At 66.7% G+C, this 24,905-nt stretch carries 28 protein-coding genes, 1 tRNA gene and 1 pseudogene; 18 read left to right on the top strand and 12 right to left on the bottom strand.

Features of this window, described 5'->3' with window-relative positions; translation table 11 throughout:
- Positions 1–19: 19 nt before the first annotated feature.
- Positions 20–862 (top strand): class I SAM-dependent methyltransferase, encoded by an 843-nt coding sequence (locus tag ACR9ZH_RS01920; protein ID WP_481289074.1) that lies wholly within the window; start codon positions 20–22, stop codon positions 860–862.
- Here the strand turns inward: ACR9ZH_RS01920 and ACR9ZH_RS01915 are convergent.
- From ACR9ZH_RS01915 to ACR9ZH_RS01905, 3 genes are all read right to left on the bottom strand, one after another.
- On the bottom strand, positions 788–1,753 hold the full coding sequence (locus tag ACR9ZH_RS01915) for a hypothetical protein (protein WP_481289073.1): 966 nt from the start codon (positions 1,751–1,753) through the stop codon (positions 788–790). The genes ACR9ZH_RS01920 and ACR9ZH_RS01915 overlap by 75 nt on opposite strands.
- A 128-nt stretch (positions 1,754–1,881) precedes the next feature.
- Positions 1,882–2,364 carry a hypothetical protein gene (locus ACR9ZH_RS01910; protein ID WP_481289072.1) on the bottom strand — a complete coding sequence of 161 codons (483 nt, stop codon included), beginning with the start codon at positions 2,362–2,364 and terminating at the stop codon, positions 1,882–1,884.
- Positions 2,365–2,464: 100 nt separating this feature from the next.
- A complete protein-coding gene (locus ACR9ZH_RS01905; RefSeq protein WP_481289071.1) occupies positions 2,465–3,298 on the bottom strand; it encodes a plasmid replication/partition related protein in 834 nt (277 codons plus the stop codon).
- A gap of 147 nt (positions 3,299–3,445) precedes the next feature.
- Between ACR9ZH_RS01905 and ACR9ZH_RS01900 the strand changes: the two genes are divergently transcribed.
- A complete protein-coding gene (locus ACR9ZH_RS01900; protein WP_481289070.1) occupies positions 3,446–4,615 on the top strand; it encodes a threonine aldolase family protein in 1,170 nt (389 codons plus the stop codon).
- 10 nt (positions 4,616–4,625) lie between these two features.
- The gene (locus ACR9ZH_RS01895) at positions 4,626–5,885 is read left to right on the top strand and encodes a Rid family hydrolase (RefSeq protein WP_481289069.1); all 1,260 of its coding nucleotides are present in this window, start codon (positions 4,626–4,628) and stop codon (positions 5,883–5,885) included.
- Here the strand turns inward: ACR9ZH_RS01895 and ACR9ZH_RS01890 are convergent.
- Both ACR9ZH_RS01890 and ACR9ZH_RS01885 read right to left on the bottom strand, forming a co-directional pair.
- Entirely contained in the window at positions 5,882–6,313 is a 432-nt protein-coding gene (locus tag ACR9ZH_RS01890) for a BP74-related protein (RefSeq protein ID WP_481289068.1), read from the bottom strand. The two genes, ACR9ZH_RS01895 and ACR9ZH_RS01890, sit on opposite strands and share 4 nt — an antisense overlap.
- Positions 6,310–8,019, bottom strand: coding sequence for a trypsin-like serine peptidase (locus ACR9ZH_RS01885; protein ID WP_481289067.1), 1,710 nt, complete (start codon positions 8,017–8,019; stop codon positions 6,310–6,312). Before ACR9ZH_RS01885 ends, ACR9ZH_RS01890 begins: the two co-directional genes overlap by 4 nt.
- Positions 8,020–8,084: 65 nt before the next feature.
- Between ACR9ZH_RS01885 and ACR9ZH_RS01880 the strand changes: the two genes are divergently transcribed.
- Complete coding sequence (locus tag ACR9ZH_RS01880; protein WP_481289066.1) at positions 8,085–8,474, top strand: DUF1801 domain-containing protein; 390 nt, start codon at positions 8,085–8,087, stop codon at positions 8,472–8,474.
- Between the two features lie 114 nt (positions 8,475–8,588).
- Here the strand turns inward: ACR9ZH_RS01880 and ACR9ZH_RS01875 are convergent, their stop codons facing one another.
- Positions 8,589–9,596 carry a YVTN family beta-propeller repeat protein gene (locus tag ACR9ZH_RS01875; RefSeq protein WP_481289065.1) on the bottom strand — a complete coding sequence of 336 codons (1,008 nt, stop codon included), beginning with the start codon at positions 9,594–9,596 and terminating at the stop codon, positions 8,589–8,591.
- Positions 9,597–9,869: 273 nt separating this feature from the next.
- On the opposite strand from ACR9ZH_RS01875, the gene dusA reads away from it, so the two are divergent.
- Positions 9,870–10,850, top strand: a complete 981-nt coding sequence (gene dusA / locus ACR9ZH_RS01870) for a tRNA dihydrouridine(20/20a) synthase DusA (RefSeq protein WP_481289064.1) — start codon at positions 9,870–9,872, stop codon at positions 10,848–10,850.
- Between the two features lie 31 nt (positions 10,851–10,881).
- Positions 10,882–11,388, top strand: a complete 507-nt coding sequence (locus ACR9ZH_RS01865; RefSeq protein ID WP_481289063.1) for a GNAT family N-acetyltransferase — start codon at positions 10,882–10,884, stop codon at positions 11,386–11,388.
- On the opposite strand, the gene ACR9ZH_RS01860 is transcribed toward ACR9ZH_RS01865, so the two are convergent.
- Entirely contained in the window at positions 11,368–11,754 is a 387-nt protein-coding gene (locus ACR9ZH_RS01860) for a MarR family winged helix-turn-helix transcriptional regulator (RefSeq protein ID WP_481289062.1), read from the bottom strand. The two genes, ACR9ZH_RS01865 and ACR9ZH_RS01860, sit on opposite strands and share 21 nt — an antisense overlap.
- 232 nt (positions 11,755–11,986) lie before the next feature.
- On the opposite strand from ACR9ZH_RS01860, the gene ACR9ZH_RS01855 reads away from it, so the two are divergent.
- Genes ACR9ZH_RS01855 through ACR9ZH_RS01845 form a run of 3 tightly spaced genes read left to right on the top strand, consistent with a single transcriptional unit; the run spans position 11,987 to position 14,375 of the window.
- Positions 11,987–12,274, top strand: coding sequence for a PepSY domain-containing protein (locus tag ACR9ZH_RS01855; protein WP_481289061.1), 288 nt, complete (start codon positions 11,987–11,989; stop codon positions 12,272–12,274).
- Positions 12,274–12,966 carry a response regulator transcription factor gene (locus ACR9ZH_RS01850; protein WP_167031704.1) on the top strand — a complete coding sequence of 231 codons (693 nt, stop codon included), beginning with the start codon at positions 12,274–12,276 and terminating at the stop codon, positions 12,964–12,966. Before ACR9ZH_RS01855 ends, ACR9ZH_RS01850 begins: the two co-directional genes overlap by 1 nt.
- A 23-nt stretch (positions 12,967–12,989) precedes the next feature.
- The gene (locus tag ACR9ZH_RS01845; protein WP_481289060.1) at positions 12,990–14,375 is read left to right on the top strand and encodes an ATP-binding protein; all 1,386 of its coding nucleotides are present in this window, start codon (positions 12,990–12,992) and stop codon (positions 14,373–14,375) included.
- Here the strand turns inward: ACR9ZH_RS01845 and ACR9ZH_RS01840 are convergent.
- Together ACR9ZH_RS01840 and ACR9ZH_RS01835 are read right to left on the bottom strand one after the other, a co-directional pair.
- Positions 14,372–15,145 (bottom strand): M90 family metallopeptidase, encoded by a 774-nt coding sequence (locus tag ACR9ZH_RS01840; RefSeq protein WP_481289059.1) that lies wholly within the window; start codon positions 15,143–15,145, stop codon positions 14,372–14,374. The genes ACR9ZH_RS01845 and ACR9ZH_RS01840 overlap by 4 nt on opposite strands.
- 19 nt (positions 15,146–15,164) lie before the next feature.
- Positions 15,165–15,506, bottom strand: a complete 342-nt coding sequence (locus ACR9ZH_RS01835) for a hypothetical protein (protein WP_481289058.1) — start codon at positions 15,504–15,506, stop codon at positions 15,165–15,167.
- Between the two features lie 198 nt (positions 15,507–15,704).
- On the opposite strand from ACR9ZH_RS01835, the gene ACR9ZH_RS01830 reads away from it, so the two are divergent.
- The 5 genes from ACR9ZH_RS01830 to ACR9ZH_RS01810 all read left to right on the top strand — a co-directional run bounded on the left by ACR9ZH_RS01830 (position 15,705) and on the right by ACR9ZH_RS01810 (position 20,123).
- On the top strand, positions 15,705–16,685 hold the full coding sequence (locus ACR9ZH_RS01830; RefSeq protein WP_481289057.1) for a biotin--[acetyl-CoA-carboxylase] ligase: 981 nt from the start codon (positions 15,705–15,707) through the stop codon (positions 16,683–16,685).
- Positions 16,682–17,440, top strand: coding sequence for a type III pantothenate kinase (locus ACR9ZH_RS01825; RefSeq protein WP_481289056.1), 759 nt, complete (start codon positions 16,682–16,684; stop codon positions 17,438–17,440). Before ACR9ZH_RS01830 ends, ACR9ZH_RS01825 begins: the two co-directional genes overlap by 4 nt.
- A 66-nt stretch (positions 17,441–17,506) precedes the next feature.
- Positions 17,507–18,307, top strand: coding sequence for an SPOR domain-containing protein (locus tag ACR9ZH_RS01820; protein ID WP_481289055.1), 801 nt, complete (start codon positions 17,507–17,509; stop codon positions 18,305–18,307).
- A 17-nt stretch (positions 18,308–18,324) separates the two neighbouring features.
- A tRNA-Thr gene (locus tag ACR9ZH_RS01815) sits at positions 18,325–18,400 on the top strand.
- A gap of 64 nt (positions 18,401–18,464) precedes the next feature.
- Positions 18,465–20,123 (top strand): glucan 1,4-alpha-maltotetraohydrolase domain-containing protein, encoded by a 1,659-nt coding sequence (locus ACR9ZH_RS01810; protein WP_481289054.1) that lies wholly within the window; start codon positions 18,465–18,467, stop codon positions 20,121–20,123.
- A 1-nt stretch (position 20,124) separates the two neighbouring features.
- Here the strand turns inward: ACR9ZH_RS01810 and ACR9ZH_RS01805 are convergent, their stop codons facing one another.
- Positions 20,125–20,355 carry a hypothetical protein gene (locus ACR9ZH_RS01805; RefSeq protein ID WP_481289053.1) on the bottom strand — a complete coding sequence of 77 codons (231 nt, stop codon included), beginning with the start codon at positions 20,353–20,355 and terminating at the stop codon, positions 20,125–20,127.
- 189 nt (positions 20,356–20,544) lie between these two features.
- On the opposite strand from ACR9ZH_RS01805, the gene ACR9ZH_RS01800 reads away from it, so the two are divergent.
- The 4 genes and pseudogenes from ACR9ZH_RS01800 (at position 20,545) to ACR9ZH_RS01785 (ending at position 23,751) form a co-directional block, all read left to right on the top strand.
- Positions 20,545–20,937, top strand: coding sequence for a rhodanese-like domain-containing protein (locus ACR9ZH_RS01800; RefSeq protein WP_481289052.1), 393 nt, complete (start codon positions 20,545–20,547; stop codon positions 20,935–20,937).
- Between the two features lie 11 nt (positions 20,938–20,948).
- On the top strand, positions 20,949–21,869 hold the full coding sequence (gene rocF, locus ACR9ZH_RS01795; protein WP_481289051.1) for an arginase: 921 nt from the start codon (positions 20,949–20,951) through the stop codon (positions 21,867–21,869).
- 114 nt (positions 21,870–21,983) lie between these two features.
- A pseudogene (locus tag ACR9ZH_RS01790) lies at positions 21,984–23,345 on the top strand (tryptophan--tRNA ligase); the annotation flags it as partial.
- A 79-nt stretch (positions 23,346–23,424) separates the two neighbouring features.
- A complete protein-coding gene (locus ACR9ZH_RS01785; protein WP_481289050.1) occupies positions 23,425–23,751 on the top strand; it encodes a hypothetical protein in 327 nt (108 codons plus the stop codon).
- A gap of 102 nt (positions 23,752–23,853) precedes the next feature.
- Here the strand turns inward: ACR9ZH_RS01785 and ACR9ZH_RS01780 are convergent, their stop codons facing one another.
- Positions 23,854–24,234 (bottom strand): VOC family protein, encoded by a 381-nt coding sequence (locus tag ACR9ZH_RS01780; RefSeq protein WP_481289049.1) that lies wholly within the window; start codon positions 24,232–24,234, stop codon positions 23,854–23,856.
- Between the two features lie 198 nt (positions 24,235–24,432).
- Positions 24,433–24,897: a YehS family protein gene (locus ACR9ZH_RS01775; RefSeq protein ID WP_481289048.1), complete on the bottom strand. Its 465-nt coding sequence runs from the start codon at positions 24,895–24,897 to the stop codon at positions 24,433–24,435.
- Between the last annotated feature and the right edge of the window lie 8 nt (positions 24,898–24,905).

Below are 24,905 nucleotides of genomic sequence, written 5' to 3'. Positions count from 1 at the left end.
CACGGTACCATCCGCGACCATGGAATCGCTCGCGTCGACGGTCACGTTTCTCGAAGCGGAGGAGGGCTGGCGCCATCCTCTGGCCTTCCTCTGGCGCGCCGAGGCCGCGGATCGACTCGACCTGCTCCTGCTGGGCACGCACGAAGAAGCCTTGACCATGCGGGCCATCGACCTGCTCGATGCCATGGAGGCGCTCGACAGCGAGGGCTTCGCATCCATTCGCGATGCGATACGGCGTGGGGAGGGCCGCGCGGCGCTGGCGCCGTGGCTGGACGTCGGCGTTCCCGACGGGCAGCACTACGACGTGCTGGACCATGTGCTCGCCGGCGTGCTGGCCATTGCGGAACCGGATGTCGAGGATCCGGCTCCGCCTCCGGACATGGTGTTCTACCAGCCGACGCCCGCCCGGCACATCATCGACGGCGTGCACCGTGCGCGGATCGCGGGCAGCGATGCGGTGCTGGATCTCGGCGCGGGCCTGGGCCACGTTTCCATCCTGGTGAACATCCTCACCGGCGCGCGCACGTCGGGCGTGGAACGTGAGCCCGCCTACGTCGAGCGGGCCATGGAGGCCGTGCGCGGTCTGGGCCTGCGCAACGTGGCCATCGACGCAGGCGACGCGCGCGAAGCGGACTTCTCCGAAGCCAATGTCTTCTACCTCTTCACGCCCTTCATCGGCACGGTTCTGCGCGACGTCGCGGCGAAAATCGAGCGGGAGGCGCGCGAGCGCCACATACGCGTGCTTTCCCTCGGCCCGTGCACTCGCACCTTTGCGCGCATGCCCTGGCTAGGCACTGACGACCCCGTTCCCGCGGCCGTCGATCGCGTCGTGGTCTTCGACTCCGCGCTTGGCGGGCGGTAACTTTCCGATGAGCACGGCGCGGAAGATGCCCGCGAGCTGGTGGAAACCGGCCTCGGTAGGGTGCATCTCGTCGTGCCACTGCGCGTCCTCGGTCAGGTTGCCGCGGAGGTCCACGTAGTCGAACATGCCACCGAAGCGTGCATCGTGCTTCAGCGGATCCAGTACGCGCGCGACGAAGCCGTCGATGAGCAGCCTCGCGAATTCACGCCACGCCTCGATGCCGCCGTCGATCACGTGCTCGATGTTAGGCCCGATCCACGGGCCCATCGATTTCTTCAGCAAGGCCGCTACACCGAGGTTGCCCAGTCCAAGCTCCGCCTCGCTGCCGATGAGTCGCGGGTAATCGTAAGTGTGGGCGAGGATCGCCACCGCGGGGCGCGCCTTGTGGAACGCGCCCACGAAGTACTCGTACGCCTTGCGCACTTCCTCGTAGCGGCCGGTGCCCACGATGACCTCGAACGCCTGGCGGGGGCTCAGGTGCCGCTTGCCGGCAAGCGCGCCGTGCAACCAGGTATCGACGAAATCGTTCCCGCCCGCGCTCAGCAGCACCGCGTCGAAGGCATACCGGGTGAACCATCCGAGCAGGTCCTCGACGTTGTCTTTCGTGAACATGGAGCGGCCGGGATGCGCCTTCTGCGGAGCGGCCTGGTCGCCACTGCGTTCCACCCGGAAGAACAGGCCGCCATTGCCGAACTGCGGTACACCGCGTTCTTCGTCCTCCGGCGCGGGCGAAACGATCCAGTCGAGCAGGTTCATCGCCAAAGGCGTGGAGAACCAGGAATCGCCTTCGCACAGGAAGACCGGCGTGGAATCGAGCCGGTGCTGGGCCTTCAGGCCCATATACATCTGGCGGAACTGGCCGCGTTGGGAAAGCGAGGACGACTGTGGCATGGATGGGGTACCTCGGCCGTGCAACGGGCCGATGCTACACCTCGGCGTACGCGCTTACCGGGAACGGGTCACGCCTCGAACGTTGTCGTGGCACCGCCGGGGGCCGGCGGTCCGCGCCGCCGCCAGGTTTACCAGCGCCCGCGACCGAAATGGCCCTGACCCCCGCCGACCGAGATGCTCACGCCGCCGGTGGGGTGGTCGCAGCTGCCGAAGGCCTGACTGAGGCTGACCGTGCCGGCCTGGTAGCTGCCACTGCCGCCGCGACTGGCACTGACCACGCCGGTGGTGACGCTGCCGTGGACCTGCGGCTTGTTGTACGTGGCGTCGTCGCAGCGAGGGACATCATCCGCGTCCGCAACCCCTTCCATGCGGCCGCTGGTGTCGCCGTAATAGGTGCCCGGCGGGTCCTTCGGGCGGGAGGGGACGACGGCGACGTTCTCGCCGCTCTTGGTCGCCATCGACGCGTTCGCGCTGGCGGACCCGGCCGGCGCAGCCGCCGTGCTGGCAGGTGCCGGCGTGTAGCCCGGCGGAAGCTTGAGGTTGAGCGGCTTGTCCTGGGCCACGGCGGCCGTGGCGAGGAAGGAGGCGGCGAGGACTGCGATGGTTTTCATGGTGCGCTCCGGGTTCTGGCCTTCGAACGCTCGAGGGCGCGTCCGGTGTACCGGCCTTGGATCACCGGACGGCCTTCCGAGTTCCCGGCCGCTTCCCACCTTACTCCGTCAGGGCTTCTTCGGTGTCCTCGGGCGCGCCTTCGCCCAGCCGGGCACGCAGGGCGTCGATTTCACGGCGGAGGTTGCGGTTTTCCGCCTCCAGATCGGCGATCTGCTCGCGCAGGGCCTTCACTTCGTCGGTCGGTTTCTCGCGCGGCTTGCGCCTGGATTCGCGGACACGCTTCGCGGCTTCCTTCAGCTGCGCCTCGCCGGCGCTGGCCGCAGCGCGCTGCTCTTCTTCCGGCAGGCTGGCGACGGCGGCCGCGGCACTGATCGACAAGGTCCCGGACTTCACCGCTTCCACCACTTCCGGGGCGGCCTCCTTGCGGATCTTTTCGATCATGCCGACCTGGTTGCTGCTGATCCGCGCCTCGCGGGCGATGTCCTTGCGGGTTTCGGTCGCAACCGGGCGTGCCGTCTTTGCCGGCGCGGGCTGGGCGCCCGCGGTGTCGAACGGCACGTCGGGCGCGACAGCGTTGCCTTCCGCTTCGGCTTCCGCGGCGCGCGCGCGGCGCTCCGCCAGGATCTCCCGCTTGCGCAGGGCGAGCACGCCGCGCTGGAAGTCCGACACGCTGCGCCGGCCCAGGTGTTGCTCGATCATCCACAGGTGCACGTCGTCCAGGGACTGGAAGCGCTCGTTCTGCACCGTCCTGAACGGGATGTCGTGCTTGCGGCAGATGCCGTAGCGATTGTGTCCGTCCACCAGCGTGTCGCCCCAGAGCACCAGCGCGTCTCGGCAACCCTCGGCCAGCAGGCTGCGCTCGAGCGATTCGTATTCGTCCGGAGTGAGCGGATCGATGTAAGCCTTGAGTACTTCGTTGATGACGATGTGCATGCGTTGGCGGTGGGAGGTGGCGGCGGCGGGGCGGGCATTCTAGTGCCTGCAGCCGGCGCGTGCAGGGCTTCCGGCATAGGCACGGGCCCGATTCCCGTGCGAGGCTTGGGAGATGGCGGCCGCCGGCCGCGTACGGGGAGGGGCAGGATGGTCAGTCGTCGCGAATTCGTGCAGGCCGTGCCGTTCGGCGCGCTCTCCCTCGCCGCCGCGGGCATGCCCTGGACAGAGGCCCGGGCTGCCGCGGCGGGCAGGTCGCCCAGGGATATCCCGGCGGACCGGATCGTATCGCTCAGGGGAGACAGCCTCTTCACGAAACCGGACGAGTACCCGGCGAAACTGGCGCGCATGGTGGGAGACGGCGACGTCGCCGACTTTTACCTCGCCGGCGGCGCGGTGACGTCGCTTGAGGCGAAGTTCGCCGCCTTGCTCGGAAAAGAGGATGCGGCGTTCATGCCGACCGGCACGATGGCCAACCAGATCGCCATCCGTCTCCTGAGCAAGGACCGGTCGCGCGTGCTGCTGCAGAAGGAGAGTCATGTTTACCGCGACGAAGCCGACGCGGTGGCCGTGATGAGTTCGATCAACCCGGTGCCTGTCGACGGCGGTGCGTCGGACGCCCTGTACGACGGGGTTGCCGCCGCGTTCTCGCAGAGCGCAGAGAAACCCTATCCGATCGAAGTCGGCGCGGTCTCCATCGAGAGCCCGGTACGCCGCCTCGATGGCGCGGCGGTATCGCAGGAGACCGTGTCGAAGATCGGAGAGCTGGCCCGGAGCAAGGGTGCCGGCATGCACCTCGACGGGGCGCGGCTGTTGCTGATGTACGGTAGCAGGGACTTCGACGTGAAGCGCTATTGCGCGCCGTTCGACTCGGTGTACGTTTCGCTCTACAAGTATCTCGGCGCGCCCTTCGGCGCCATCCTCGCAGGCAGCAAGGACTTCGTGACGAAGGCGCGCAAGGCGCGCCATGTTTTCGGGGGAGCGATCTTCCATGGCTGGATGGCTGCCGCGATTGCCGAAAAGACCCTCGACGGCTTCGACCAGCGCTTCAGGCGGGTGCGCGAAGAAGGCGAAAAGCTGCTGGACCTGCTCGCCGCCATTCCAGGCATCGAGGTGCGCCGCGTGCCGAATGGTACGAACATCGCCTTCCTCAAGGTGGACGAGCGTGTCGCCACTGGATTGAAGGAACGCCTGGCGAAGATCGACGTCGTCAGCGGCGATGTCATCGACGGTGGCCTGCCATTGACGTTCAACGAGACGCTCCTGCGCAGGCCCGTGGCGACCATCGCGGCGGCCTTCGCGCCGCCGAAACAGGCATGAGGAAAGCACCATGCATCGACTGACTGCGCTCGCCCTCCTTGGCCTTGTCCTTCCACTCGCCGCTCCGGCGCAGGACACGCAATTCATCGATCCGCCCGGCCTGCCCAAGGCGGCAGGCTATACCCACGTGGTGGTCGCGCCGCCGGGAAACACGATCTATCTCTCCGGACAAGTCGCGCTCGACAAGGACGGGAAGCTGGTCGGCAAGGGCGATTTCGCCGCGCAGGCCGAGCAGGTCTTCGCCAATATCGATACGGCGCTCAGGGCGGCGCACGCATCCTTCCACGACGTGGTGAAGATCAACTTCTACGTCACCGATGCCACGAAGGTGCCCGCATTGCGCGTGGTTCGCGACAAGTACGTGGACACGGCACATCCGCCGGCGAGCACGCTGGTGGAAGTGCGCCGGCTGGTGCGCGAGGATTTCCTGCTGGAAGTCGACGTGGTGGCGGTGACCGCGGGTCCTGCGAAGGTCGCCGTGGAGCCCTGGCGGCCGGAGGGCGTGTCGAGCGGACTGTTCGAGTCGCATGCCGCGTTCGACCCGCGCGGCGGTGACATGTACTTCGTCCGCAGCGACAAGTCGTTCGCCGGCTGGCGGATCCTCGCGTCGCACTGCGACGGTACGCGCTGGTCGGCGCCGAAGCCGCCTTCGTTCGCCGGGAAGGGACTGGAAGCCGATCCCTGGTTCACTCCCGACGGCGCCCGCCTGTTTTACATCTCGTCTCGTGCCAGCGGCGGCATGAAAAGCAAGGACCTCGATATCTGGCAGGTCGACCGCGCGCCGGACGGAAGCTGGGGCAAGCCAGAGCGGCTTCCGGCGCCGGTGAATTCGGACGAGGCCGAGTGGTTCCCGCGGCTGGCGCCGGACGGATGGCTGTACTTCGGTTCGAATCGTCCAGGCGGGGTGGGAAAGAACGATATCTGGCGTGCACGGAAGGACGCATCGGGTCGATGGGTCGTGGAGAACGCAGGGCCAGGCCTCAACACCGCAGGCAACGAATACGAGGCGCTGCCGTCGCCCGACGGTTCGTCGATGGTGCTCGCGACCGATGCCGGCTATTTCGAATCGCGCCGGACGCCGGGCGGCTGGTCGCCGCGCGTGAAGCTGGGTCCGGAAATCAACGGCAACGGCTCCGAAATCGGCGCACTGTTCTCGCCCAGCGGAAAGTCACTGCTGTTTTCGTGGGATACCGGCGAGCCGGCATCCGGCGAGTTCTTCGTCTGGCATCGTGAAGGCGCGGAAGACTGGCCTCCGCGCTGCGGGGTTTAGTAGGCCACTTCCCTCACCATGCGCATGGACCAGGGGCACCAGCGATTGCCGGGAAGGAACGAGCCGCCAACTTCGTGGAGATTGTCTTCGATCTCGAACGGTGTGGCATCGCAGACTTCCGTTTCCATGCCGTCGGTCAGGCGCACGGTCTCAGGGATCAGGTGGAAGGGCCATTCGGTGTTGTATCCCTCGCGTCCTTTCACGATCTGGCCGGTAATGCGCGGATGGCGCGCCTTGCCATCCGCGTCCAGCACGATGTCGCGAAGCAGTGCGATGGTCTTCGGATCGGTCGCGCCAAAAACGAATTCGTGAGCGTCGGATCGAATGCCAGACGTCGATACAAAGGAAAAGTAGGCCGTCTCAGCGCTGGTGCTTGCGGAGAAGAGGGTGCAGGCCAGTGCGGCCGAGGCGATGAAAGTCGGGTTCATGGTTTTTTCTCTTCGAAGTTGAACGTGGCCGTAGGCCCCTGGTTGTCGGCGATGTCGTTGCCATAGGCGCAAAAACGCCAGGGTTGCTTCTTATCGACGGCGTACCAGCGCGACCAGCGATGGGGCTGGTAACCGTCGGGCGCCTGGCAATCGGTTTGCGAAGCCGGACCAAATTTCACGAAGAGGCTGCGCAGCTCCCACAGAACGAAGTCCGGTTTGACTTCGGTCAGACCGTCATGCTCCCGGGAGTCCAGGTAGGGCACGACGGCAGGTGCCGTATCGTCGATCTGGCGAAGGCGAATGGTCGCATCGCGCGGAGCCTGCCAGATCCCTCCCGTAGTGCCGCCGATCACGCAGGCAACGTGGACGCCTTCCTGCGCCGGGAGGGCGAGGCCGACGAGCGGCTGATCGCTGTAAGGCCGGGCTTCGCTGTACCCTGCGATATCGGCACAGTTCGTCGTCGTCGCCGGGCCGGTCTTATAGCGGACCAGGTCGAAACCCTCCTCGATTCGCAGGTTCCAACGCGCCGGCACGCGCTCTCCGTCGATGAGCTCGTTGCGCTGCGTGCTCCAGCCGGCGCGCGTGCGTGACAGCGTGACGCCGCTCCCCGGATCGAGCCGCGTCACGTCGATCGTGCCGTCGTCCCGGATCGCCTGGGCGATCCGCTCCACGGGCATCGCGTAGCTGGTGTCTTCGCGGGCTACCGGGAGGCCGCCGTCCGTCAGTTCGCATGGGCGCCCTCCGCCGCATCCCACGTACCCGGGCGAGACCGTCGTGTTGAGGACGGCGATAACGCCGCCTCCGTCCATGGCGAACACCGGAGACCCCGAAGTACCCCCGGCGACGCCCTGGCAGTCGTTCGGCAGCGCCGCCGGCCAGTACCACGGATTGGGATCTTCGAAGATCGTCTGGCGCGCCTGCGCACGGCAGGTGGAGTGGCGGAGGAAGCGGGCCTCTTCCGCCACGCCGATCACGGGAATGTGGGCCAGCTCGACCGGCGCACCGGGCGCCATGCCCGTCGGTTGGAGCCGCAGCGGCCGAACGCCGAGGGCCGCAAGTTCTCCATACGTGGCTTTGAGCGAAAGCACTGCAATGTCGGCATTCTTCATCGTCGAGTGCAGGACGCGTTCGATACCGAAGGTGACGTGCTTCGACTGGGTATCGATGAAATAGGCAGGCGTGAACGACCAGGAGGGCTTGGCCGGCCGATCGATGATGACGGCGTTCTCGTCGGACTCCTCGACACAATGTCCGGCGGTCAGGATCAGGGCGTGGCTGGACGGAGGGGGCGAGTCCGATGCCGCGACGACACTGCCGGTGCAATGGTATGCACCGTCTCCCATGAGCAGTTTGCCGACGGCGCTGAAGCGTGCAGCGCGTGGATCGGTGGAAAGCAGGAGCGGTGCAGGATTTCGCGCCGCGTCCGAAAGAATGCCTGGCTTTGGCGACGCGGCCGCGGGTGCACCCAGGGCGAAGGAGAACAGAACGATCGACGTCGCGGGCATACTTAGTGTCCGCGTCTTGTTGCTATGGTGGTCTTTCACCGGCGCACTTCCTGTGGGCTGAGGGACGCGGAACTTTGCATCGCGTATCGCGCCTGTCAAACCGGCTGCGGTCGCACCGCGCTGTCGTGCAAGCTCGCCGAAGACTGACGCGAATTCTGGCTTGAGAACTATCGTGCGTTTTCGGTCGACGGGCCGGCACACGACCTCGCTCTCGGACTTCGTCGCGTCGCGGTGGTATCGTCGGCTGGTTCAAAAGGGAGGGGAGCATGAGCAGATTGAAAGAGATCGACCAGCGCATCGCCGAACTCGGCGACTGGCGTGGCGTGACCCTGTCCAGGGTGCGCGAACTCATCCACGAAGCGGACCCCGAGGTCGTTGAAGAGCTCAAGTGGAGAGGCACACCCGTCTGGTCGCACGGAGGCATCATCTGCACGGGGGAGAGCTATAAGGCGAAGGTGAAGCTTACTTTCGCCAAGGGCGCCTTCCTGAAAGATCCCTCCAGGCTCTTTAATTCGAGCCTGGACGGAAATCTGCGCCGGGCCATCGATATCGAGGAAGGGCAGGCGATCGACGCGGAAGCGTTCAAGGCACTGATCCGCGCCGCCATCACCCTCAACACGGCACCCAGGAAGGCTGCCGTGAAGCGTACCGGGTAGTCGGCACAGCGTGGACCCGAACCGAGACTCGCTCTCGATGCTGACGCCGATGTGGAAACGCCAGGGAGAGGGTCGCTCCCAGCGGAGCGACCCTCCGGTCTTTCCGGAACGATGTTATTGCGGCTGCGTAGCAATGGCCGTCGGGAAGCTACCGACGTTGATCGTGGCGACCACCTTGTCGTTCTTCAGCGGGTCGATCACGGAAACCGTGTTGGATCCGGAGTTGGCCACATAGACGCGGCCTAGCGTCAGGCTCACCTTCACGGCGTCCGGTGCGGTTCCCACCGTTACCGTGCCGACGATGTTCTTGTGGATCGTGTCGATGACGGAAACCGTGCCGTCGGCGAGGTTGGCCACATAGGCGCGGGCACCCAGCAGGCCGGTGGCCACGGCGTTCGCGTTATTGCCGGCTGCGATCGTGTCGGTCACCTGGTTGGAGGACGTATCGATGACCGAGACGTTGCTCGAAGCCTCATTGGCGACGTAGACGCGGGCGCCGAAGGGGCCGACATCCAGGTTCATCGGCTGGACGCCGACAGGCACCGTGGAAACCGTCTCGCCGCTGCGGGCATTGATGACCGAGACCGAGTTCTCGCCAAAGTTGGCGGTGTACAGGAACTTGCCGGTCGGTCCGGTCGCCACGCCGAAGGGAAGGGAGCCCGCGGGAATCGAGGACGTGACGGTGTAGTTGGCCGTATCGATGACCGATACCGTGGAATCGTTCGCGTTGGTGACATAGGCGGAGCGGCCGTCCGGGCTGACCGTCACGCCAAAGGGAAAGTTGCCCACCGGCACCGAAGCGATGACCGTATTCGTGGCCGCCTTGATGACCGAGACGGTGTTATCGGCGCTATTGGTGACGTAGACCGTCGCACCGTCGGGACTGATGGCAGCGCTCTGCGGGACGTTGCCGACCGGAATGGTGGCCGTGACCTTGTTGGTGAGCGTATTGATGACCGAGACGCTGTTATCGCCCTGGTTCACCACGTAGGCGTTCGGGTTGAACGCAGCGGCGGGAAGCGTCACGCCGGCGAGGAGGAGGGGCAGGGCGCAGCGTGCAGCCGGCTTCATCCAGCGGCGGGCCGTGCTGCGGGAGTCGGGCTTCATGGGCTTGTTCTTCATGGTGAGACCTCGAAGTGGCATAAGGGCGGAAAACGCCCGCGACAAAGCGATGCCGGAAGACAGACCTCCGGCATGAGACGACTACGTAATCAGCGCACGGATGGCGTGCTCCCCTGCCAACCGATTCTGCGCACCGTCACCATAGGGCGAGGACGTTACCGACAGTTTCCCTGGGGGTTACCTCGTATGTTGCACACCGGTGGCAACCGATCGGGGCCATGGTGGGGGCAGGCCGCCCGAGCGGCCGTATCGGCGGGTTGCTAAAATAGCCGGATGCAACCCCTCGACCCTTCAGGTTTTCGCCTCACCGTCGCCCCCATGATGGACTGGACGGACCGCCACTGCCGGTACTTCCACCGGCTGTTGTCGCCCCATGCCCGGCTCTATACGGAGATGGTGACGAGCGCCGCCCTCGTGCGCGGAAACCAGCTTCGCCTGCTGGAGCACAGTCACGAGGAGCATCCGGTGGCCTTGCAGCTTGGCGGCAGCGATCCGGTCGAGCTGGCCAAGGCGGCGGTGCTGGGCGCCCGGGCGGGATACGACGAGATCAACCTCAATGTCGGTTGCCCCTCGGACAGGGTCCAGTCGGGCAGGTTCGGCGCCTGCCTGATGCGCGAGCCCGACCTGGTCGGAGAGTGCGTCCGGGCGATGGCCGATGCCGTGGATGTGCCGGTGACGGTGAAATGCCGCATCGGCGTCGACGACCAGGACGAGTACGCGGACCTGCAACGCTTCACCACGACCATGCTGGAAGCGGGCGTGCGCATCCTCGTCGTGCATGCCCGCAAGGCGTGGCTCGAGGGGCTGAGTCCGAAGGAAAACCGTGAGATCCCGCCTCTCGATTACGAACGGGTTTACCGCCTGAAGCGGGAGTTTCCAGAACTCACGGTCGTGATCAACGGCGGCATCACCACGGTGGACGCTGTGCGCGAGCACCTCACCCAGGTCGACGGCGTGATGCTGGGCCGCGCGGCTTACCACGACCCCTTCGTGCTGGCCCGCATCGAAGCCGATCTATACGGTACGCCGCTGCCCGAGCGCGCCGACGTGCTGGAGCGGATGCGCATCTACATCGACGCGGAACTGGCCCGCGGTGCCCAGCTCAAGCACATTACCCGGCACATCCTCGGGCTTTACCAGAGCGAGCCGGGCGCGCGCGGCTTCCGCCGCCAGCTCTCCGAAGGGGCCCACCTGCCGGGCGCCGACTGGGGCCTGATCGAGTCCGCACTTGCCGCGTTCCGTCAGGCCGCGTGACACTTGCTACGATTTCCCCAGGGCAGCGCGCATGATCGTTACCGAACGTCTGATCCTCACGCCCAGTGCCGTCTCCGATTTCGACGACTGCAACGCGATGAGAACCGATCCGAAGGTCATGCAATACATCGGCGGCGAGGCGCTTCCTGAAGATACCTGGATCAGGCTGCTGCGCAACGTCGGCCACTGGACGTCATTCGGGTACGGGTTGTTTACGTTGCGGGAAAAGGACGGCGGGCGTTTCGTCGGTGAAGCTGGGCTCGCCCACTTCCATCGCGGATTGGGCGATCGTTTCGATGCCTTCCCCGAGGGCGCATGGGCGCTCGCGAGTGCGGCACACGGCAAGGGTTACGGCACCGAAGCCCTGCTGGCCGTGCACGAGTGGTTCTTCGAACGCCGCGGGAAGGGACGCACCGTCTGCCTCATCGATCCCGAGAACACGCCGTCGGTTCGCCTGGGCGAGCGCCTCGGCTATCGGCCGTTCGACGAAGCCGAGTACCGCGGGAAGACGTTGACGCTATTCGAGCGCCTTCCCTGAGCGCCCGATCTCGACGAGCGCGCCCAATCCACGTTTCAATGCATGGACGCCGGCCTCGCCGAGACGCTCATGCAACTCGGCATCGATCCTGTCGCGGGCCGAGGCCTGGACCGCAGCGGCATCGCGTCCGCGCTCGGTCAGCGTGACGATCAGCTTTCGGCGGTCGGCCGGATCGCTTTCCCTCGACAGGTAGCCGCGCATGACCAGCGCGTCGACCAGCTGCCCTGCGGCCTGCTTCGAGATACGCAGTTCCTGCGCCATCCGCCCGACGGGCACGTCGCCCGCGCCCATGGCCAGGCCGCCGATCACATAGAGCCCGTTCTCCGGGATGTCGTCGTAACCGGCCTGGCTCAAGGCATCGCGCATGGCGGAGCCGTATGTCCCGCGCGCGTGCCGGAGCAGGGCGGGGACGACAATGTTTTCATACCCATGGGAGTCTCCCGTCATGCCCGCCGCCTCGTCAAGTAAGTTGATAGTCAACTTACTTTATTAAAAGCTTGGCAGCAAGTATCGCCCCGGTCCGGTTTTCGTTCAGCTTCAGGCGGGGCGGCGCTGGGCATGATCGTTCGAACAGCTTGCCCGGCTCCCCGCGCCCCACATGAAAATCACGTTTCGTCCGCTACTTTTCGCCGCGTTCTGCCTTGCTCTCCCTGCTATCGCCTCCGCTTTCCAGTCGATGTCGCTGGAGCAGGCGGTGAGCAAGGTGCAGAAGGACACCGGGGGGAAGGTGTTGTCTGCGGATACGCGGCTCGTCGAGCGCGGCCGGATCACTGAATACCGGGTCAAGGTCCTCACCCTCGACGGCCACGTCAAGGTGGTGCCGATCCGTACCGAAACCGCCAAGCCCCTGGACGCCAGCGCCGGGGACAACAAGGAGAAACATTGATGCGAATCCTGCTCGTAGAGGACGAGGCCCCGCTGCGCGAGACCCTCGCCGCGCGCCTGAAGCGTGACGGTTTCGCCGTCGATGCGGCCCAGGACGGCGAAGAAGGCCTGTACCTGGGACGCGAGGTGCCGTTCGACCTCGCGATCATCGATCTCGGCCTGCCCAAGCTGTCGGGCATGGACCTGGTCAAGGCCCTGCGCGAGCACGGCCAGCGGTACCCCATCCTGATCCTCACCGCCCGCGGCAGCTGGCAGGACAAGGTCGAGGGCCTGAAATACGGTGCCGACGACTACCTGGTAAAACCGTTCCACGTCGAGGAACTGCTGGCGCGCATCAACGCGCTGGTGCGCCGCGCCAGCGGCTGGTCGAAGCCGGTGCTGGCTTGCGGCCCCATCAAGCTGGACACCACGGCACAGACGGTCACCGTCGAAGGCCGCCAGGTCGACCTCACCAGCTACGAATACAAGGTGCTGGAATACCTGATGCTGCACGCCGGGGAGCTGGTCTCGAAGGCCGACCTCACCGAGCACATCTACCAGCAGGATTTCGACCGCGATTCGAACGTGCTGGAGGTCTTCATCGGCCGCCTGCGCCGCAAGCTGGACCCGGAAAGCACGCTCAAGCCGATCGAAACCGTGCGCGGCCGCGGCTATCGTTTCGCCATTCCTCGCAACGAAGCGGACGAAGACTGATCCCCGGGCTGTAAGCTCGAAGCATGGACAACGCTTCATCGACCAGACGCCGGCCCCTTTCGCTGGCCGCGCGTGCGGCGCTGGCGACCGGCTTCGCGCTTGCCGCGTTCTTGGGCCTGACCGGTCTCGCCCAGAACAAGGCGAACTATGCATCCGAGTTGTCGGCCATGCACGATCGGCTGCACAACTATGCCATCGCGTACATCACCGGCACGGACATCACCCGCGCAGGCAAGGTGACGACACCGGACAGCCAGCCGAATCCCGACTTCTCGCGGCCGGGCTCGGGCCTCTACGCGATCATCGTCGGTAACGACGGCTTCCGCTGGGAATCGTCGTCGGCGCTGGGCCGCGATTTCGACTTCGTGCGCATGTTGTCCCCCGGGGAAACCGCCTTCGAGCCGGTGGAGACGCGCAGCGGCAAGCTGTATGTCTTCAGTTACGGCGTGTCGCTGGACAGCACGGAAAAGCGCAGCGTGCCGCTGACCTTTGCGGTGGCGCAGACCGAGGACCAGTTCGAGCGGCAGGTGGCCACGTACCGCCGCACCCAGTTCCTGTGGCTGGCGATGCTCGGCATGATGCTCATGCTGCTGCAGTTGTTCCTGCTTCGCTGGAGCCTGCTGCCGCTGCGCCGCGTGTCCAGCGATCTCGCGCACATCGAACGCGGCACGCGTGACCACCTGGACGGCCCGTATCCGGTGGAGCTGACGGTGCTCACGCGGCGCCTCAATGCCTTCATCGACAGCGAGCGCGAACAGCGTACGCGCTACCGCGACACCCTGGCCGACCTTGCGCACAGCCTGAAGACGCCGCTGGCGGTGATCCGCTCGCAGCTGGAAACCGGCGGGGACGCGGGCAACCTGCGCGGCGACATCCTCGACCAGGTGCGCAGGATGGACGAGATCGTGGCGTACCAGCTGTCGCGAGCCGCGACCTCGGGTCGCCGCACCATCGCTTCCGTGGAGCCGATCGCGGGCCATGCGGAAGACCTGGTGCAGAGCCTCGAGAAAGTCTACGCCGCGAAGAACGTGCTCTGCGAATTCGAGATCGAGGACGGCGTGACCTTCCCCGGCGAGCAGGGCGACCTGCTCGAACTGATGGGCAATCTCGTCGAGAACGCCTTCAAATGGGCCTCGCACCGCGTACTGCTTTCGGCGCGCTCAGTGGGCAAGATGCGAGGTCGCAGCGGCCTCGAGCTGGTGGTCGAGGACGACGGGCCGGGCATTCCCGAAGACAAGATCGAGAAGATCCTGCAGCGCGGCGTGCGCGGAGACGAACGCGTGCAGGGCCACGGCATCGGCCTTTCGATCGTGCAGGACATCGTCAAGGCCTATCAGGGCGATCTGCACGTCGATCGTTCCGAGGAACTGGGCGGTGCGCGCTTCTGCGTGAAGCTGCCACCGCCTTAAGGGGACGTAGCCCCCGGCGAGGGCCCATAGAACGCTTCGAGCAGGTTCGCCACGTCGGGCTCCGCGTCGCGCAACAGCAACGGCTGCGAGAAATGGAGTTCGCTGGTCACCGCGAAATATTCTTCCGGCGCTTCCGCGGCATAGGGATCGATGGCGGTGCGGCGGCCGCGATCGACGGCCTTCGACAGCTTGTCGAAGCCACGCTGCATCGTCTCGATCCAGCGCCTGCGGTCGATCGAGGACGGCAGCGGCGGTACGCCGTTGGCCGGCCCCGCGAGCATGTCGAGCTTGTGCGCCATCTCGTGCACGACCACGTTGAAGCCATCCCAGGGCGCCTCGAGGTCGAGCGCCACGTCCGCCAGTGACAGCACCATCGGTCCGCGCTCCCAGGCTTCGCCGATCAGCGTGTCGTCGCTGTCGGTGACGACGCCGGTCGGTGCGTCATGGTGGCTGCGCCGCACATTGAATTCGCCCGGATACACGAGCACGTTCGTCCAGCCCTTGAAGGCTTTGGGCCCGTGCGGCAAGGCGGGGAGGCTGGCCTGCATGGCGATGGCCAGGCGCCAGAAATCGTCCAGCGCGGCACCACCCAGAGCATGGAACCGCTTGGTATGCAGGAAGGTGGCCGCCAGCTGGCGCAGGTAATGCGCCCGGGGCGCATCCAGGCTGCGGGCGAGGGGTACGCGAGCCATGGCCTGCCGCCACAGGGCGTCGTCGATGGGAGGAACGGGAGCGCGGAAGCGCGCGATCAGCGACTGGACGAAACCCACGGAGAACGGCCGGGAAGGGTCAGAGCATCGACCCGGGAAGCAGCGACTGCCAGCTCGGTGCGTTCGAGCGCAGCGGCATCGCGTCGTCGTGCGTGCCGTCGTCCACGTCGACCGGCGCGGCGACCGGCGGGGGATTATTGCCGCGATGCGAGCCAACCGAGCGGGCGGATGCGGCGCCGCTGGCCGAACTGTCGTGCGCGCTCTGAGATGACGACCGGGCACTGCCTTCGAACGACGCCGACGAGCCCGCGCCACTCGGCGCGAGCAGACCGGCGGCGGCCGGGTCGATGTCGGAAGCGGCGGCGGTGCCGGCGGCACCGACGAGGCACAGACATCCGAAGATGTACGGTCTGGCGTTCATCGGTAAACCCTGAGGCCCCTTGGGACATAAGGGGGGACGACCGATCCTCGCAGAATTTTCACGAGCATGCCAGTGCTGGAGGTTGCCGGCTCCCGGTGGCCGCCGGGGACAGGCGAAATCCCCGCCGCTGCCCTAGAATCGCCGGATGTCCAGGCTCATCCCCACCTCGACAGCGCCCGCCTTAGCTGGATGCTAGCCATGCTCGCACGCGATCTCCTCGAAGCCCTCGCCGGCGGCGATGCCGTGTCCGGCGCGGCCCTGGCCCGCAAGGCCGGGGTGACCCGCGCCGCCGTCTGGAAGCAGATCGAGGCCTTGCGCCTCAAGGGCGTTCCCGTGGAAGCGCGGGTCGGCGGCGGTTACCGGCTGCCGTGGGCCACGGAGTTGCTGGACGCCCGCCGCATCCGCGCCGATCTGGCAGCGGAGACCTCGGCCCGGATCGGTATGCTCGAAGTGCATTGGGACATCGATTCCACGTCGAGCGAACTGGCGCGGCGGATCCCGGTCCTCGACGACCTCGCCTTCGTCATGGCCGAGGCGCAGTCGGCAGGGCGCGGACGCCGGGGACGCACCTGGCTGTCGCCGCCGGGCATGAACCTTTACCTCTCCGTGCTTAAGCGCTTCGACGGCGGGTTCGCCTCATTGTCTGGCCTCTCGCTCGCCGTCGGGGTGATGCTTTTGCGTGCACTTGCGGACCTCGGCATCCGCACGGCGGGCCTGAAGTGGCCCAACGACGTCCTTGCGGGAAACGCCAAACTCGCCGGCGTGCTGGTCGAACTCTCCGGCGAATACTCGGGCCCGTGCGCGGCGGTGATCGGCGTCGGCCTCAACGTTCGTCTGCCGGGCAGCCTGCACGAGCGTGCGGGACAACCGATTACCGACCTGGCCTCGCTCGTCGGCGGCGACCCGCCCGGCCGTAACCGTATTGCCGCGGCCGTCGTCGGCCAGCTCACCGAAGGGCTGCTGGCCTTCGAACGCCACGGCTTCGCGGCATTCGCTGAAGAATATGCCGCGAACGACCTGCTCCGCGGGGCATCCTTGCGCATCATCGATCCGCGCGGCGAGTACGATGCGACGGGCGAAGGCGTCGACGAGCGCGGCGCCCTGCGCGTGCGCCGTGCGAACGGCGAGCCGGTCACCGTGGACAGCGCCGAGGTGTCGGTGCGAAAGGCGATGCCATGATCCTGCTTCTCGACCTCGGTAACACGAGGCTCAAGTTCGCGCTGCTCGACGGCGACGAATTCGTGCGGCGCGGCGCGTTCGGCTGGGATGCCGATATCGCGCATGAGCTTTCCACGTTATGGAGCGACTGGCCGGCGCCGCGCCGCGTGGTCGGCGCGTCGGTCGTCGACGCCGCCCGGGAGACGGCCGTGGCCGTCGCGGCAAGCAAGGCGTTCGATATCGAACCGCTCTGGGTAAGGACGCCGGCGGATGCCTGCGGGGTGACCAATGCCTATGCCGAACCGGGCCGCCTTGGCGTCGACCGGTTCCTGGCCATGGTCGACGCGCTGGCCGCCGGAAGGGCGCCCTGCGTGCTGGCCAGCGTCGGCACCGCGCTGACGCTTGACGCACTGGATGCCGGGGGCCGACACCTCGGCGGCTGGATCGCGCCGGGGCCGTTGCTCATGCAGCAGTCGGTACTGGGTGCCACGGCCCAGGTTCGGCCGGAACACGCGGGCGCGGTCCGCGATCTTGCCGACAACACCGCCGACGGACTGGCTTCCGGCTGCTGGCAGGCTTGCGCAGCCCTGGTCGACCGCTTCGTGGAGCGCACCGCGAAACGGCTCGGCGGCAACCCGATGCTGACCCTCGGCGGCGGCGATGCCGACGTACTCGCGTCGCTGCTCGATCGTGAGGTCACCCTCGTACCGGACGCCGTGCTGCGCGGGTTGGGCGTGTGGGCGAGGTCGCATGCCGCGGCGGGCGATATCGCCTAGAATGCGGTCGCTGCCGGTTCTTACAGGGGAACGCGAGCAGGCCCCACCGGAAGACTCAAGGCCGCCATGCTTTTGCGTTTGCTGTTCGTTCTTCTGATAGCCCTGAACATCGCGGTGGCCGCGTGGCTCCTGCTGGGCGATTCGGGTACGCACGCGATGGATCCGAACGATGGCGGCGTGCCGAAGCTGAAGCTGCTGACCGAACTGCCCGTGGCGACGACCGTCGCCGCACCGGCCCGCTCATCCAGCAACGCCTCGCCTCCCGCCACCACGGTGGCCGCCGCTGCCGCTGCATCCGTCGCCGCGGCCCAGGCGAAGCCGGTCGCGAAGCCGGAAGCGAAGAAGCCCGCGCCTGCCGCCGATGACCTTCTTGCCGCGGCGGCCAGTGCCCCGACCAGCCCCCGCCGCAGCTATCGCTGCCTCGCCCTCGGCCCCTTCGCCAACCAGGTGGACCTGCGTGCCGCACGCAGCGCGATCGCGCCGCGCACGGTGCGAAGCCGGCAGCGCCAGGAACAGACCAGCGAGTCGCACGGCTGGCGCGTGTTCCTTCCGCCCCAGCCGACGCGCGAGCTGGCACTGGCCCAGGCAAGGCGGCTGGAAGCCAAGGGCGTCAAGGATTATTTCGTCGTGACCGCGCAGGGCGAGCTGCAGAACTCGGTGGCGCTGGGCCTGTTCCACGACCCGGCCAACGCGCGCAAGCGCCGCGACCAGGTGGTGGCCGCCGGCTTCCCGGCGCGCATGAGCGAGCGCACCGAGACCACGCCCGTGTGGTGGCTGGACGTCGTGGTCCCCGACGAATCCGGCGCCGACATCCGCCAGGGCATCCGCAGCCCAGGCATCACTGCCCGGACCACCGGCTGCTTCTGATAAACTCCCACGCCTTCGCCGGCATAGCTCAGTTGGTAGAGCAACCGCCTTGTAAGCGGTAGGTCCCCAGTTCGAATCCGGGTGCCGGCACCAGACGCAAAACCTTTGGCGACGTACTTGCCGAAAAGGCCTCGCCCAGGACTACAACGAAGGGCAGATGGCCGCACTTCCGTTCGCGGCGGAAGATGGTCGGCGTATCCACATCCGCGAGGCCGACATGAAGTCACGGCCGCTGTTGTTCCTTGGGCTATGTTTCTGTGCGCACGCCGCCGACGAGGCGGGGAAAACACCGAACGGCATCCGCTATCACGGCGGTGACGAGGTCATCCTCCAGGGCTTCCATTGGAACTCGGTACGCGTGCAGCCCGGGCCGTGGTACACGCTTCTGAAGAGCGACGCCTCACGCATCGCCGCGGATGGATTCACTTCGGTGTGGATGCCTCCGCCCTGGCGCGATACCTCCCGATGGAGCTCCGCGGGCGCCAGCGGTGGCGGTGAAGGATACTTCTGGCACGACTTCGACAAGAACGGCGGGTACGGCTCCGATGCGCAGTTACACGCCGCCGCGGATGCGCTCGCTGCGGCAGGCGTGAAACCGGTTTACGACATCGTGCCGAACCATCGCCGCCAGGATGCGGCCGATGCTTCGCTGTCGATACCGAAGGGAGAAGGCCGCCTGCGCAGCGATTGCGCCAGTTGCGACGACGGCGACCCGTTCATGGCCGGCGATGCGGACCTGAACCTGGCGAATGCCGCCAACCTCGCGATGTTCCGCGACGAGCTTCGCGTGCTTCACGCGAACTACGATGCCGGCGGCTTCCGCTTCGACTTCGTGCGCGGCTACGCTGGCAAGCACGTGGACGAATGGATGACCGAGGCCGACGATGCGGGCTTCTGCGTGGGCGAATATTGGAAAGGCCCAGGGGAGTTTCCGCAGGGCGACGCTCATCGTGCGAAGTCGTGGCAGGACCTGCTCAAGGAATGGTCGGACGCGTCCCGCTGCACGGTGTTCGACTTCGCGCTGAAGGAGCGCATGCAGAACGGATCGGTGGCCGAATGGCGCTACGGACTCAATGGCAATCCCGATCCGCGCTACAGGGAAGTTGCCGTGACCTTCGTCGACAACCACGATACGGGCACGTCGCCTGGAGCGAACGGCGGGCAGCATCACTGGCCGTTGCGACCGGAACTGCGCCTCAAAGCCTATGCCTATATCCTGACCACGCCAGGCAGCCCGACGGTCTACTGGCCGGACATGTATGGCGATGCCGCAACGAGCCTGCACGATTACCTTCGCGACCTGATTCGCCTGCGCAGGAATGCGGGCGTGCACGCGCAGTCGCCGGTGGCATTCGAAACGAAATACGGTGGCCTTGTTGCGAACGTGACGGGGAACCGGCAGCGCCTGGTCGTGGCGCTGGACTCGACGCTGCTGGAGCCCCGCGATTTCGTCGACGAACCGTTCGTGCCGGCTCTCGAAGCCGACGGAGGGAAGGTGCGCATTTGGCACGGCGGGACGGTGACGCGGTTACCTGTGACCTTCCGTTGCGACAAAGGGGAGCCCGCGCCTGGGCAAAGCGTCTACGTCGTCGGTTCAAGCAAGGAGCTGGGGCAGTGGGATCCGGCGCGGGCCGTCCTGTTGAAACCCTCTCCTCGTCCATCCTGGACGGCGACCATCGATGTCTCACCGGCCTTCGCCGTGGAGTGGAAGTGCATCGTGCGCAGCGAGACGACGAGCACGGTCTCCGTATGGCAACCCGGCGACAACAACCGCACGGTGCCTGCCGCCGGTGCCGTGGCGACGGGAAGCTTCTGACTCAGGCACCGGGCTCGCAAGGGAACTGTCGATCGATCACGGCGGCCAGTTCGTGGTGATCGATGGGCGCGCGGGCGATGCGGGCTTCCAGGATCCCGGCGGCCAGTTCCCGCTCCTCCTCGGTGCCGGCGTAACCGCTGGCGCGGAGATAGAACACGACGAACATCTGCACCTGCCAGGGCAGGCGGTCGAAGGGCCGGTTGCCCGGCTTGAGGTCGGTCGGTTCGATCACGCAACGAGTCCTTGTGTTGCTTCGTGCCGAGCAATGGATGTGCCAAGACGCCGCCCGGCCTCGCATGCGGCATCGACTGGCTACCTGGCTGTCCGCGGACAGCGCATCGCGGACAGCCATGGACAGTGGCGACTTCTCGTCTGTCGCGCTGCAACGTGGCCGTCCCGGAGCCCGGTGTAAACTTGCGGCATGACCCGCTTCCGCGCATCGCTGATGTTCCTCGGCCTATGCCTGCCCGCCGTCGCCTGCGCGCAGGACGTTACCCGGGACACGCTTGCCAGGAGCATGGCCGCGCATGAGGCTCCGCTGCTCCTGGACGTTCGCACGCCTAAGGAGTTCCGTGAGGGTCACCTCGCGGGCGCCCTGAACGTTCCCGTCGACGAGGTGGCGGCCCGGCACGGCGTGCTGGGCATCCCCCGCGATCGCGAAGTCGTCGTGTACTGCAAGTCCGGCAAGCGTGCCGCCCGCGCGCGCGACACGCTCGAGTCCCTCGGTTACACGAACGTGAAGCTGCTCGAGGGCAGCGCCGACGCCTGGCGTGCTGAAGGCAGGCCGCTCGTGCAAGAGCATCCTTCCCCCTGAGAATTCCCGTCATGAGTCCAACCACCCGCTCGGTCGCCCTCATCGGCGTCCCCACCGACATCGGTGCCGGTCACCGTGGCAGTTCCATGGGGCCGGAGGCCCTGCGTGTCGCCCGCCTGGGCGAGCGCCTCGCCAGGCGCGGCATGCACGTCGTGGACCGCGGCAACCTTGCCGGTCCGCTCAACCCCTGGCAGCCGCCCACGGACGGGTATCGTCACCTCGACGAGGCGGCCGCGTGGAACACGGCCGTCCACGAGGCCATCTACAAGGCCCTGGGCGAAGGCCATCTGCCAGTGATGCTCGGCGGCGACCACTCCCTGGCCATCGGCTCGATTTCCGCCGTGGCCCGGCATTGCCGCGAGGCGCGAAAGAAGCTGCGCGTGCTCTGGCTCGATGCCCATGCGGACTTCAACACCAGCCAGATCACGCCCTCGGGCAATATCCACGGCATGCCGGTGGCTTGTCTTTGCGGTTACGGCCCCGATGCGCTCGTCCGGATCGGCGGCACGGTGCCGGCCACCACGCCCGACGTGTTCCGCCAGATCGGCATCCGCTCGGTGGACGAAGGCGAGAAGCGCTTCGTGCACGAGGTGGGCCTCGATATCTACGACATGCGCTACATCGACGAGATCGGCATCAAGGCGGCGATGGAAGAAGCGCTGGCCGGTGTGGACGAGGAGACCCACCTGCACGTGAGCTTCGACGTGGACTTCCTCGATCCGTCGATCGCGCCCGGCGTGGGCACCACCGTGCGCGGTGGCCCGAACTACCGGGAGGCGCAGCTATGCATGGAGATGATCGCCGATACCGGCCGCGTCGGCTCCCTGGACATCGTCGAGTTGAATCCCGCGTTCGACAAGCGCAACCAGACCGCGAAGCTGGCGGTGGACCTGGTGGAATCGCTGTTCGGGAAATCCACCCTGATGCGCTGAGCCCTGCGGGGCAGCGGGCAGGGGCGCGGCAAGCTGCCACGGCCCGGGGTCGCCGCCCGGCCGTCACGCGGGCTACACTCGGACGGTTTCCGCCGTCCGAGCATCAGGCTTCCCATGCATACCCGCGTCCTCACCGGCATCACCACCACCGGCACGCCGCACCTCGGCAACTACGTCGGCGCCATCCGGCCGGCCATCCTGGCCAGCCGCGACGCGAACGTCGACGCGTTCTACTTCATGGCGGACTACCACGCCCTGATCAAGAGCGACGACGCCGACCGCGTAGAGGCCTCGCGCCTGAAGATCACCGCGAGCTGGCTGGCCGCCGGACTGGACCCGGAGAGGGTCACCTTCTACCGCCAGTCCGACATCCCCGAGGTGACCGAGCTGATGTGGCTGCTCACCTGCGTGACCTCCAAGGGCCTGCTCAATCGCGCCCACGCGTACAAGGCCGCGGTGGACCGCAACATCGAGAACCAGGACGACGCCGACGCGGGCGTCACCGCGGGCCTCTACATGTATCCGGTGCTGATGGCTGCCGACATCCTCGCCTTCAACGCGAACAAGGTGCCGGTGGGCCGTGACCAGATCCAGCACATCGAAATGGCGCGCGACATCGCGCAGCGTTTCAACCACACCTACGGCCGCGACTTCTTCGTGATGCCGGAAGCGCTCATCGAGGAGCAGGTGGCCACGCTGCCCGGCCTCGACGGGCGTAAGATGTCGAAGAGCTACGACAACACCATTCCCCTGTTCGAAGGCGGCGCGAAGGGCATGCGCGAGGCGATCATGAAGATCGTCACCGATTCGCGCGCGCCGGGCGAGCCGAAGGACACGGAGGATTCCGCACTGTTCACCATCTACAAGGCCTTCGCCTCGCCAGCAGAGACGGCCGCGTTCGCGGAGGCACTGCATGGCGGCCTCGGTTGGGGTGAAGCCAAGCAGGTGCTGTTCGAGCGCGTCGATTCCGAAGTGGCGCCGATGCGCGACAAATACGAAGCGCTGATGGCCAGCCCCGGACAGATGGAGGACATCCTCCTCGCCGGTGCGGCGAAGGCGCGCGCCATTGCCGGGCCGCTCGTGGAAACCCTGCGCGAGGCGGTGGGACTGCGCAGCGCGCGGCATAAGCTGGAACCGCACGGACAGCCGGCTGCCGCTTCGCACGCCGCGAAGGCGAAGCCGCCACGCTTCGCGAGCTTCCGCGACACCGACGGAAGTTTCCGTTTCCGTCTCTTCGGCGCGGATGGCGAGGAACTGCTGCTGTCGGTGCCGTTCGCCGACCCGAAGGCGGCGGGCGCGCTGCGCCAGACCCTGTCGTCCGCGGGCGGCGCGCATGCGACGATCGAGTCGCATGGCGATCACCTTGCGCTCCTGGTCGATGGCCAGGTCGTCGCCAACGGCGAATCGTATGCGGACGAGGTCGTGCGCGCCGCGGCCTTGCTCCGGCTGCGCAGCGCGCTCGACACGCTCGCCGCCGCCACGGCCGAGGAAGCCGCACTGAAGGCCGGGGAAGCCGCGGCGAAGGCCGCCAAGAACGCTGCCCGGAAGGCCTGACATGCGCTATCTCGCGATCATGCTCCTGGCGCCATGGCTGGTTGTGCTCGGCTGGGCGTATTGGGCTTACCCGAAGTCGCTGCTGAAGAACGCCGCACGCCGGGGCTTCGACGTGCTCGCGTTGCTCGCGGCGACAGTCGCCGCGTTCCAGGCGGCCCTGCTGGCCTACGATGCCGTCGAACTACCAGCCGCCGACCAGTTCGGACCGAAGAGCGGGGCGATCTGGCAACAGGTGGTGCCGGCGCTATATGGCTACGGCGCGTTCGTGGCCGTGCTGGTGGTGGCGCTCATCGTCCGCCAGCTCGTCTGGAAAAAGCGCAGCCTGTAGGAGCGGCCACCGGCCGCGACAGCCTTTCGCGCTGCGTATCAGGGCCTGTTGCTCGCGGCGAAAAGATGTCGCGGCCAGGGCCGCTCCTACAGGGCGGCGGCATCAATCCCAGGTGTTCAAGTGAGGGCCGAATGCTTCGGCCTGCTTACGCACGATGCAGAAGCGATGACCGGTGGGGGCTTCCATCACCCACCAGCGCTTCACGAAGCCGATGCGTTTTGCGCCCAGCGCTTCGAGCCGGTCGGCCTCGGCATCCACGTCGTCGGCCTCGATGTCGAGGTGCACGCGACTGGGATGGTCCACCTTCTGGAGAAGGACCTGGAGTTCGTCGGGTGCGGTCTTCAACGACGCATATTTGCCGTCGCCTTCTTCGTCGGTCGTCTTGATCGGCTTGCCGAGCGCACGGCTCCAGAATTCGGACGCGGCGACGAGGTCGCCGTCCTGGCAGTCGAGGACGAGGGCACAGAGTCTGCTGTGGTGCATGAGGCAACCTCCGGAGGACGGGAAGCCGCATCCTAGCCCTGCAAACGCGGGACTCGCGTGAGCATTCCGTGCACCCGTCATTCCTGCGAAGGTAGGAATCCAGTGCCTTCCGGCTGGATCGTGCGCAGAGTCGCTGGTCCCTGCCTGCGCAGGGACGACTGCTGGTGAGCGTGATGCAGCGGGTTAGCAGAAACCGGCTCAGGCGCCGCGCAGCCGCTGCGTGAGGCCCTTGAGGAAGTTGCGCAGGAACTGGTCGCCGCAGAGGCGGAAATTGCTGTGCTTCGGCTGGCGGAAGAGGGCGTTGATCTCGCCGCGGGACACGCGGAATCCGGCCTCGGTCATGATTGCCAGGATGTCCTCCTCCTTGAGCTCGAAGGCCACGCGCAGTTTCTTCAGCACCACGTTGTTGTTGACCCGGGTTTCCACGGGACGCGGTGGCTGGCTGTCGTCGCGGCCCCGGCGATGGACGATGAGGCCGTCGAGGAAATGCGCCATGGCGGCGTCGGGCATCTCGGCGAAGCCCGGCTCGTCTTCCTTGCGGAGCCACGGCTCCACCTGCTCGCGCGTGGCGGGGAAACCGGTGAGCTTCATGATCTCGACGACGTGGACGTCGCCGAGGTCGAGCATGTAGCGGATGCTGCGGAGGGTGTCGTTGTTGAGCATGAGGGGAA

The organism is Luteibacter sp. SVR4-7G, assembly GCF_056755555.1.
The sequence above is the reverse complement of the archived record's forward strand: the minus strand, read 5'-3'. Positions and strand labels throughout refer to the sequence as shown.

What these genes read in the sequence shown, in the direction of transcription:
- ACR9ZH_RS01780 (WP_481289049.1), bottom strand. Translation starts at nt 24,234, where the DNA reads ATGCACCACAGCAGACTCTGTGCCCTCGTCCTCGACTGCCAGGACGGC.
- ACR9ZH_RS01875 (WP_481289065.1), bottom strand. Translation starts at nt 9,596, where the DNA reads ATGAAGAACAAGCCCATGAAGCCCGACTCCCGCAGCACGGCCCGCCGC.
- ACR9ZH_RS01825 (WP_481289056.1), top strand. Translation starts at nt 16,682, where the DNA reads ATGATCCTGCTTCTCGACCTCGGTAACACGAGGCTCAAGTTCGCGCTG.
- ACR9ZH_RS01920 (WP_481289074.1), top strand. Translation starts at nt 20, where the DNA reads ATGGAATCGCTCGCGTCGACGGTCACGTTTCTCGAAGCGGAGGAGGGC.
- ACR9ZH_RS01855 (WP_481289061.1), top strand. Translation starts at nt 11,987, where the DNA reads ATGAAAATCACGTTTCGTCCGCTACTTTTCGCCGCGTTCTGCCTTGCT.
- ACR9ZH_RS01810 (WP_481289054.1), top strand. Translation starts at nt 18,465, where the DNA reads ATGGCCGCACTTCCGTTCGCGGCGGAAGATGGTCGGCGTATCCACATC.
- ACR9ZH_RS01845 (WP_481289060.1), top strand. Translation starts at nt 12,990, where the DNA reads ATGGACAACGCTTCATCGACCAGACGCCGGCCCCTTTCGCTGGCCGCG.
- ACR9ZH_RS01910 (WP_481289072.1), bottom strand. Translation starts at nt 2,364, where the DNA reads ATGAAAACCATCGCAGTCCTCGCCGCCTCCTTCCTCGCCACGGCCGCC.
- ACR9ZH_RS01900 (WP_481289070.1), top strand. Translation starts at nt 3,446, where the DNA reads ATGGTCAGTCGTCGCGAATTCGTGCAGGCCGTGCCGTTCGGCGCGCTC.
- ACR9ZH_RS01785 (WP_481289050.1), top strand. Translation starts at nt 23,425, where the DNA reads ATGCGCTATCTCGCGATCATGCTCCTGGCGCCATGGCTGGTTGTGCTC.
- ACR9ZH_RS01895 (WP_481289069.1), top strand. Translation starts at nt 4,626, where the DNA reads ATGCATCGACTGACTGCGCTCGCCCTCCTTGGCCTTGTCCTTCCACTC.
- ACR9ZH_RS01915 (WP_481289073.1), bottom strand. Translation starts at nt 1,753, where the DNA reads ATGCCACAGTCGTCCTCGCTTTCCCAACGCGGCCAGTTCCGCCAGATG.
- ACR9ZH_RS01800 (WP_481289052.1), top strand. Translation starts at nt 20,545, where the DNA reads ATGACCCGCTTCCGCGCATCGCTGATGTTCCTCGGCCTATGCCTGCCC.
- ACR9ZH_RS01820 (WP_481289055.1), top strand. Translation starts at nt 17,507, where the DNA reads ATGCTTTTGCGTTTGCTGTTCGTTCTTCTGATAGCCCTGAACATCGCG.
- ACR9ZH_RS01835 (WP_481289058.1), bottom strand. Translation starts at nt 15,506, where the DNA reads ATGAACGCCAGACCGTACATCTTCGGATGTCTGTGCCTCGTCGGTGCC.
- ACR9ZH_RS01830 (WP_481289057.1), top strand. Translation starts at nt 15,705, where the DNA reads ATGCTCGCACGCGATCTCCTCGAAGCCCTCGCCGGCGGCGATGCCGTG.
- ACR9ZH_RS01775 (WP_481289048.1), bottom strand. Translation starts at nt 24,897, where the DNA reads ATGCTCAACAACGACACCCTCCGCAGCATCCGCTACATGCTCGACCTC.
- rocF (WP_481289051.1), top strand. Translation starts at nt 20,949, where the DNA reads ATGAGTCCAACCACCCGCTCGGTCGCCCTCATCGGCGTCCCCACCGAC.
- ACR9ZH_RS01890 (WP_481289068.1), bottom strand. Translation starts at nt 6,313, where the DNA reads ATGAACCCGACTTTCATCGCCTCGGCCGCACTGGCCTGCACCCTCTTC.
- ACR9ZH_RS01860 (WP_481289062.1), bottom strand. Translation starts at nt 11,754, where the DNA reads ATGCGCGATGCCTTGAGCCAGGCCGGTTACGACGACATCCCGGAGAAC.
- ACR9ZH_RS01880 (WP_481289066.1), top strand. Translation starts at nt 8,085, where the DNA reads ATGAGCAGATTGAAAGAGATCGACCAGCGCATCGCCGAACTCGGCGAC.
- ACR9ZH_RS01850 (WP_167031704.1), top strand. Translation starts at nt 12,274, where the DNA reads ATGCGAATCCTGCTCGTAGAGGACGAGGCCCCGCTGCGCGAGACCCTC.
- ACR9ZH_RS01905 (WP_481289071.1), bottom strand. Translation starts at nt 3,298, where the DNA reads ATGCACATCGTCATCAACGAAGTACTCAAGGCTTACATCGATCCGCTC.
- dusA (WP_481289064.1), top strand. Translation starts at nt 9,870, where the DNA reads ATGCAACCCCTCGACCCTTCAGGTTTTCGCCTCACCGTCGCCCCCATG.
- ACR9ZH_RS01865 (WP_481289063.1), top strand. Translation starts at nt 10,882, where the DNA reads ATGATCGTTACCGAACGTCTGATCCTCACGCCCAGTGCCGTCTCCGAT.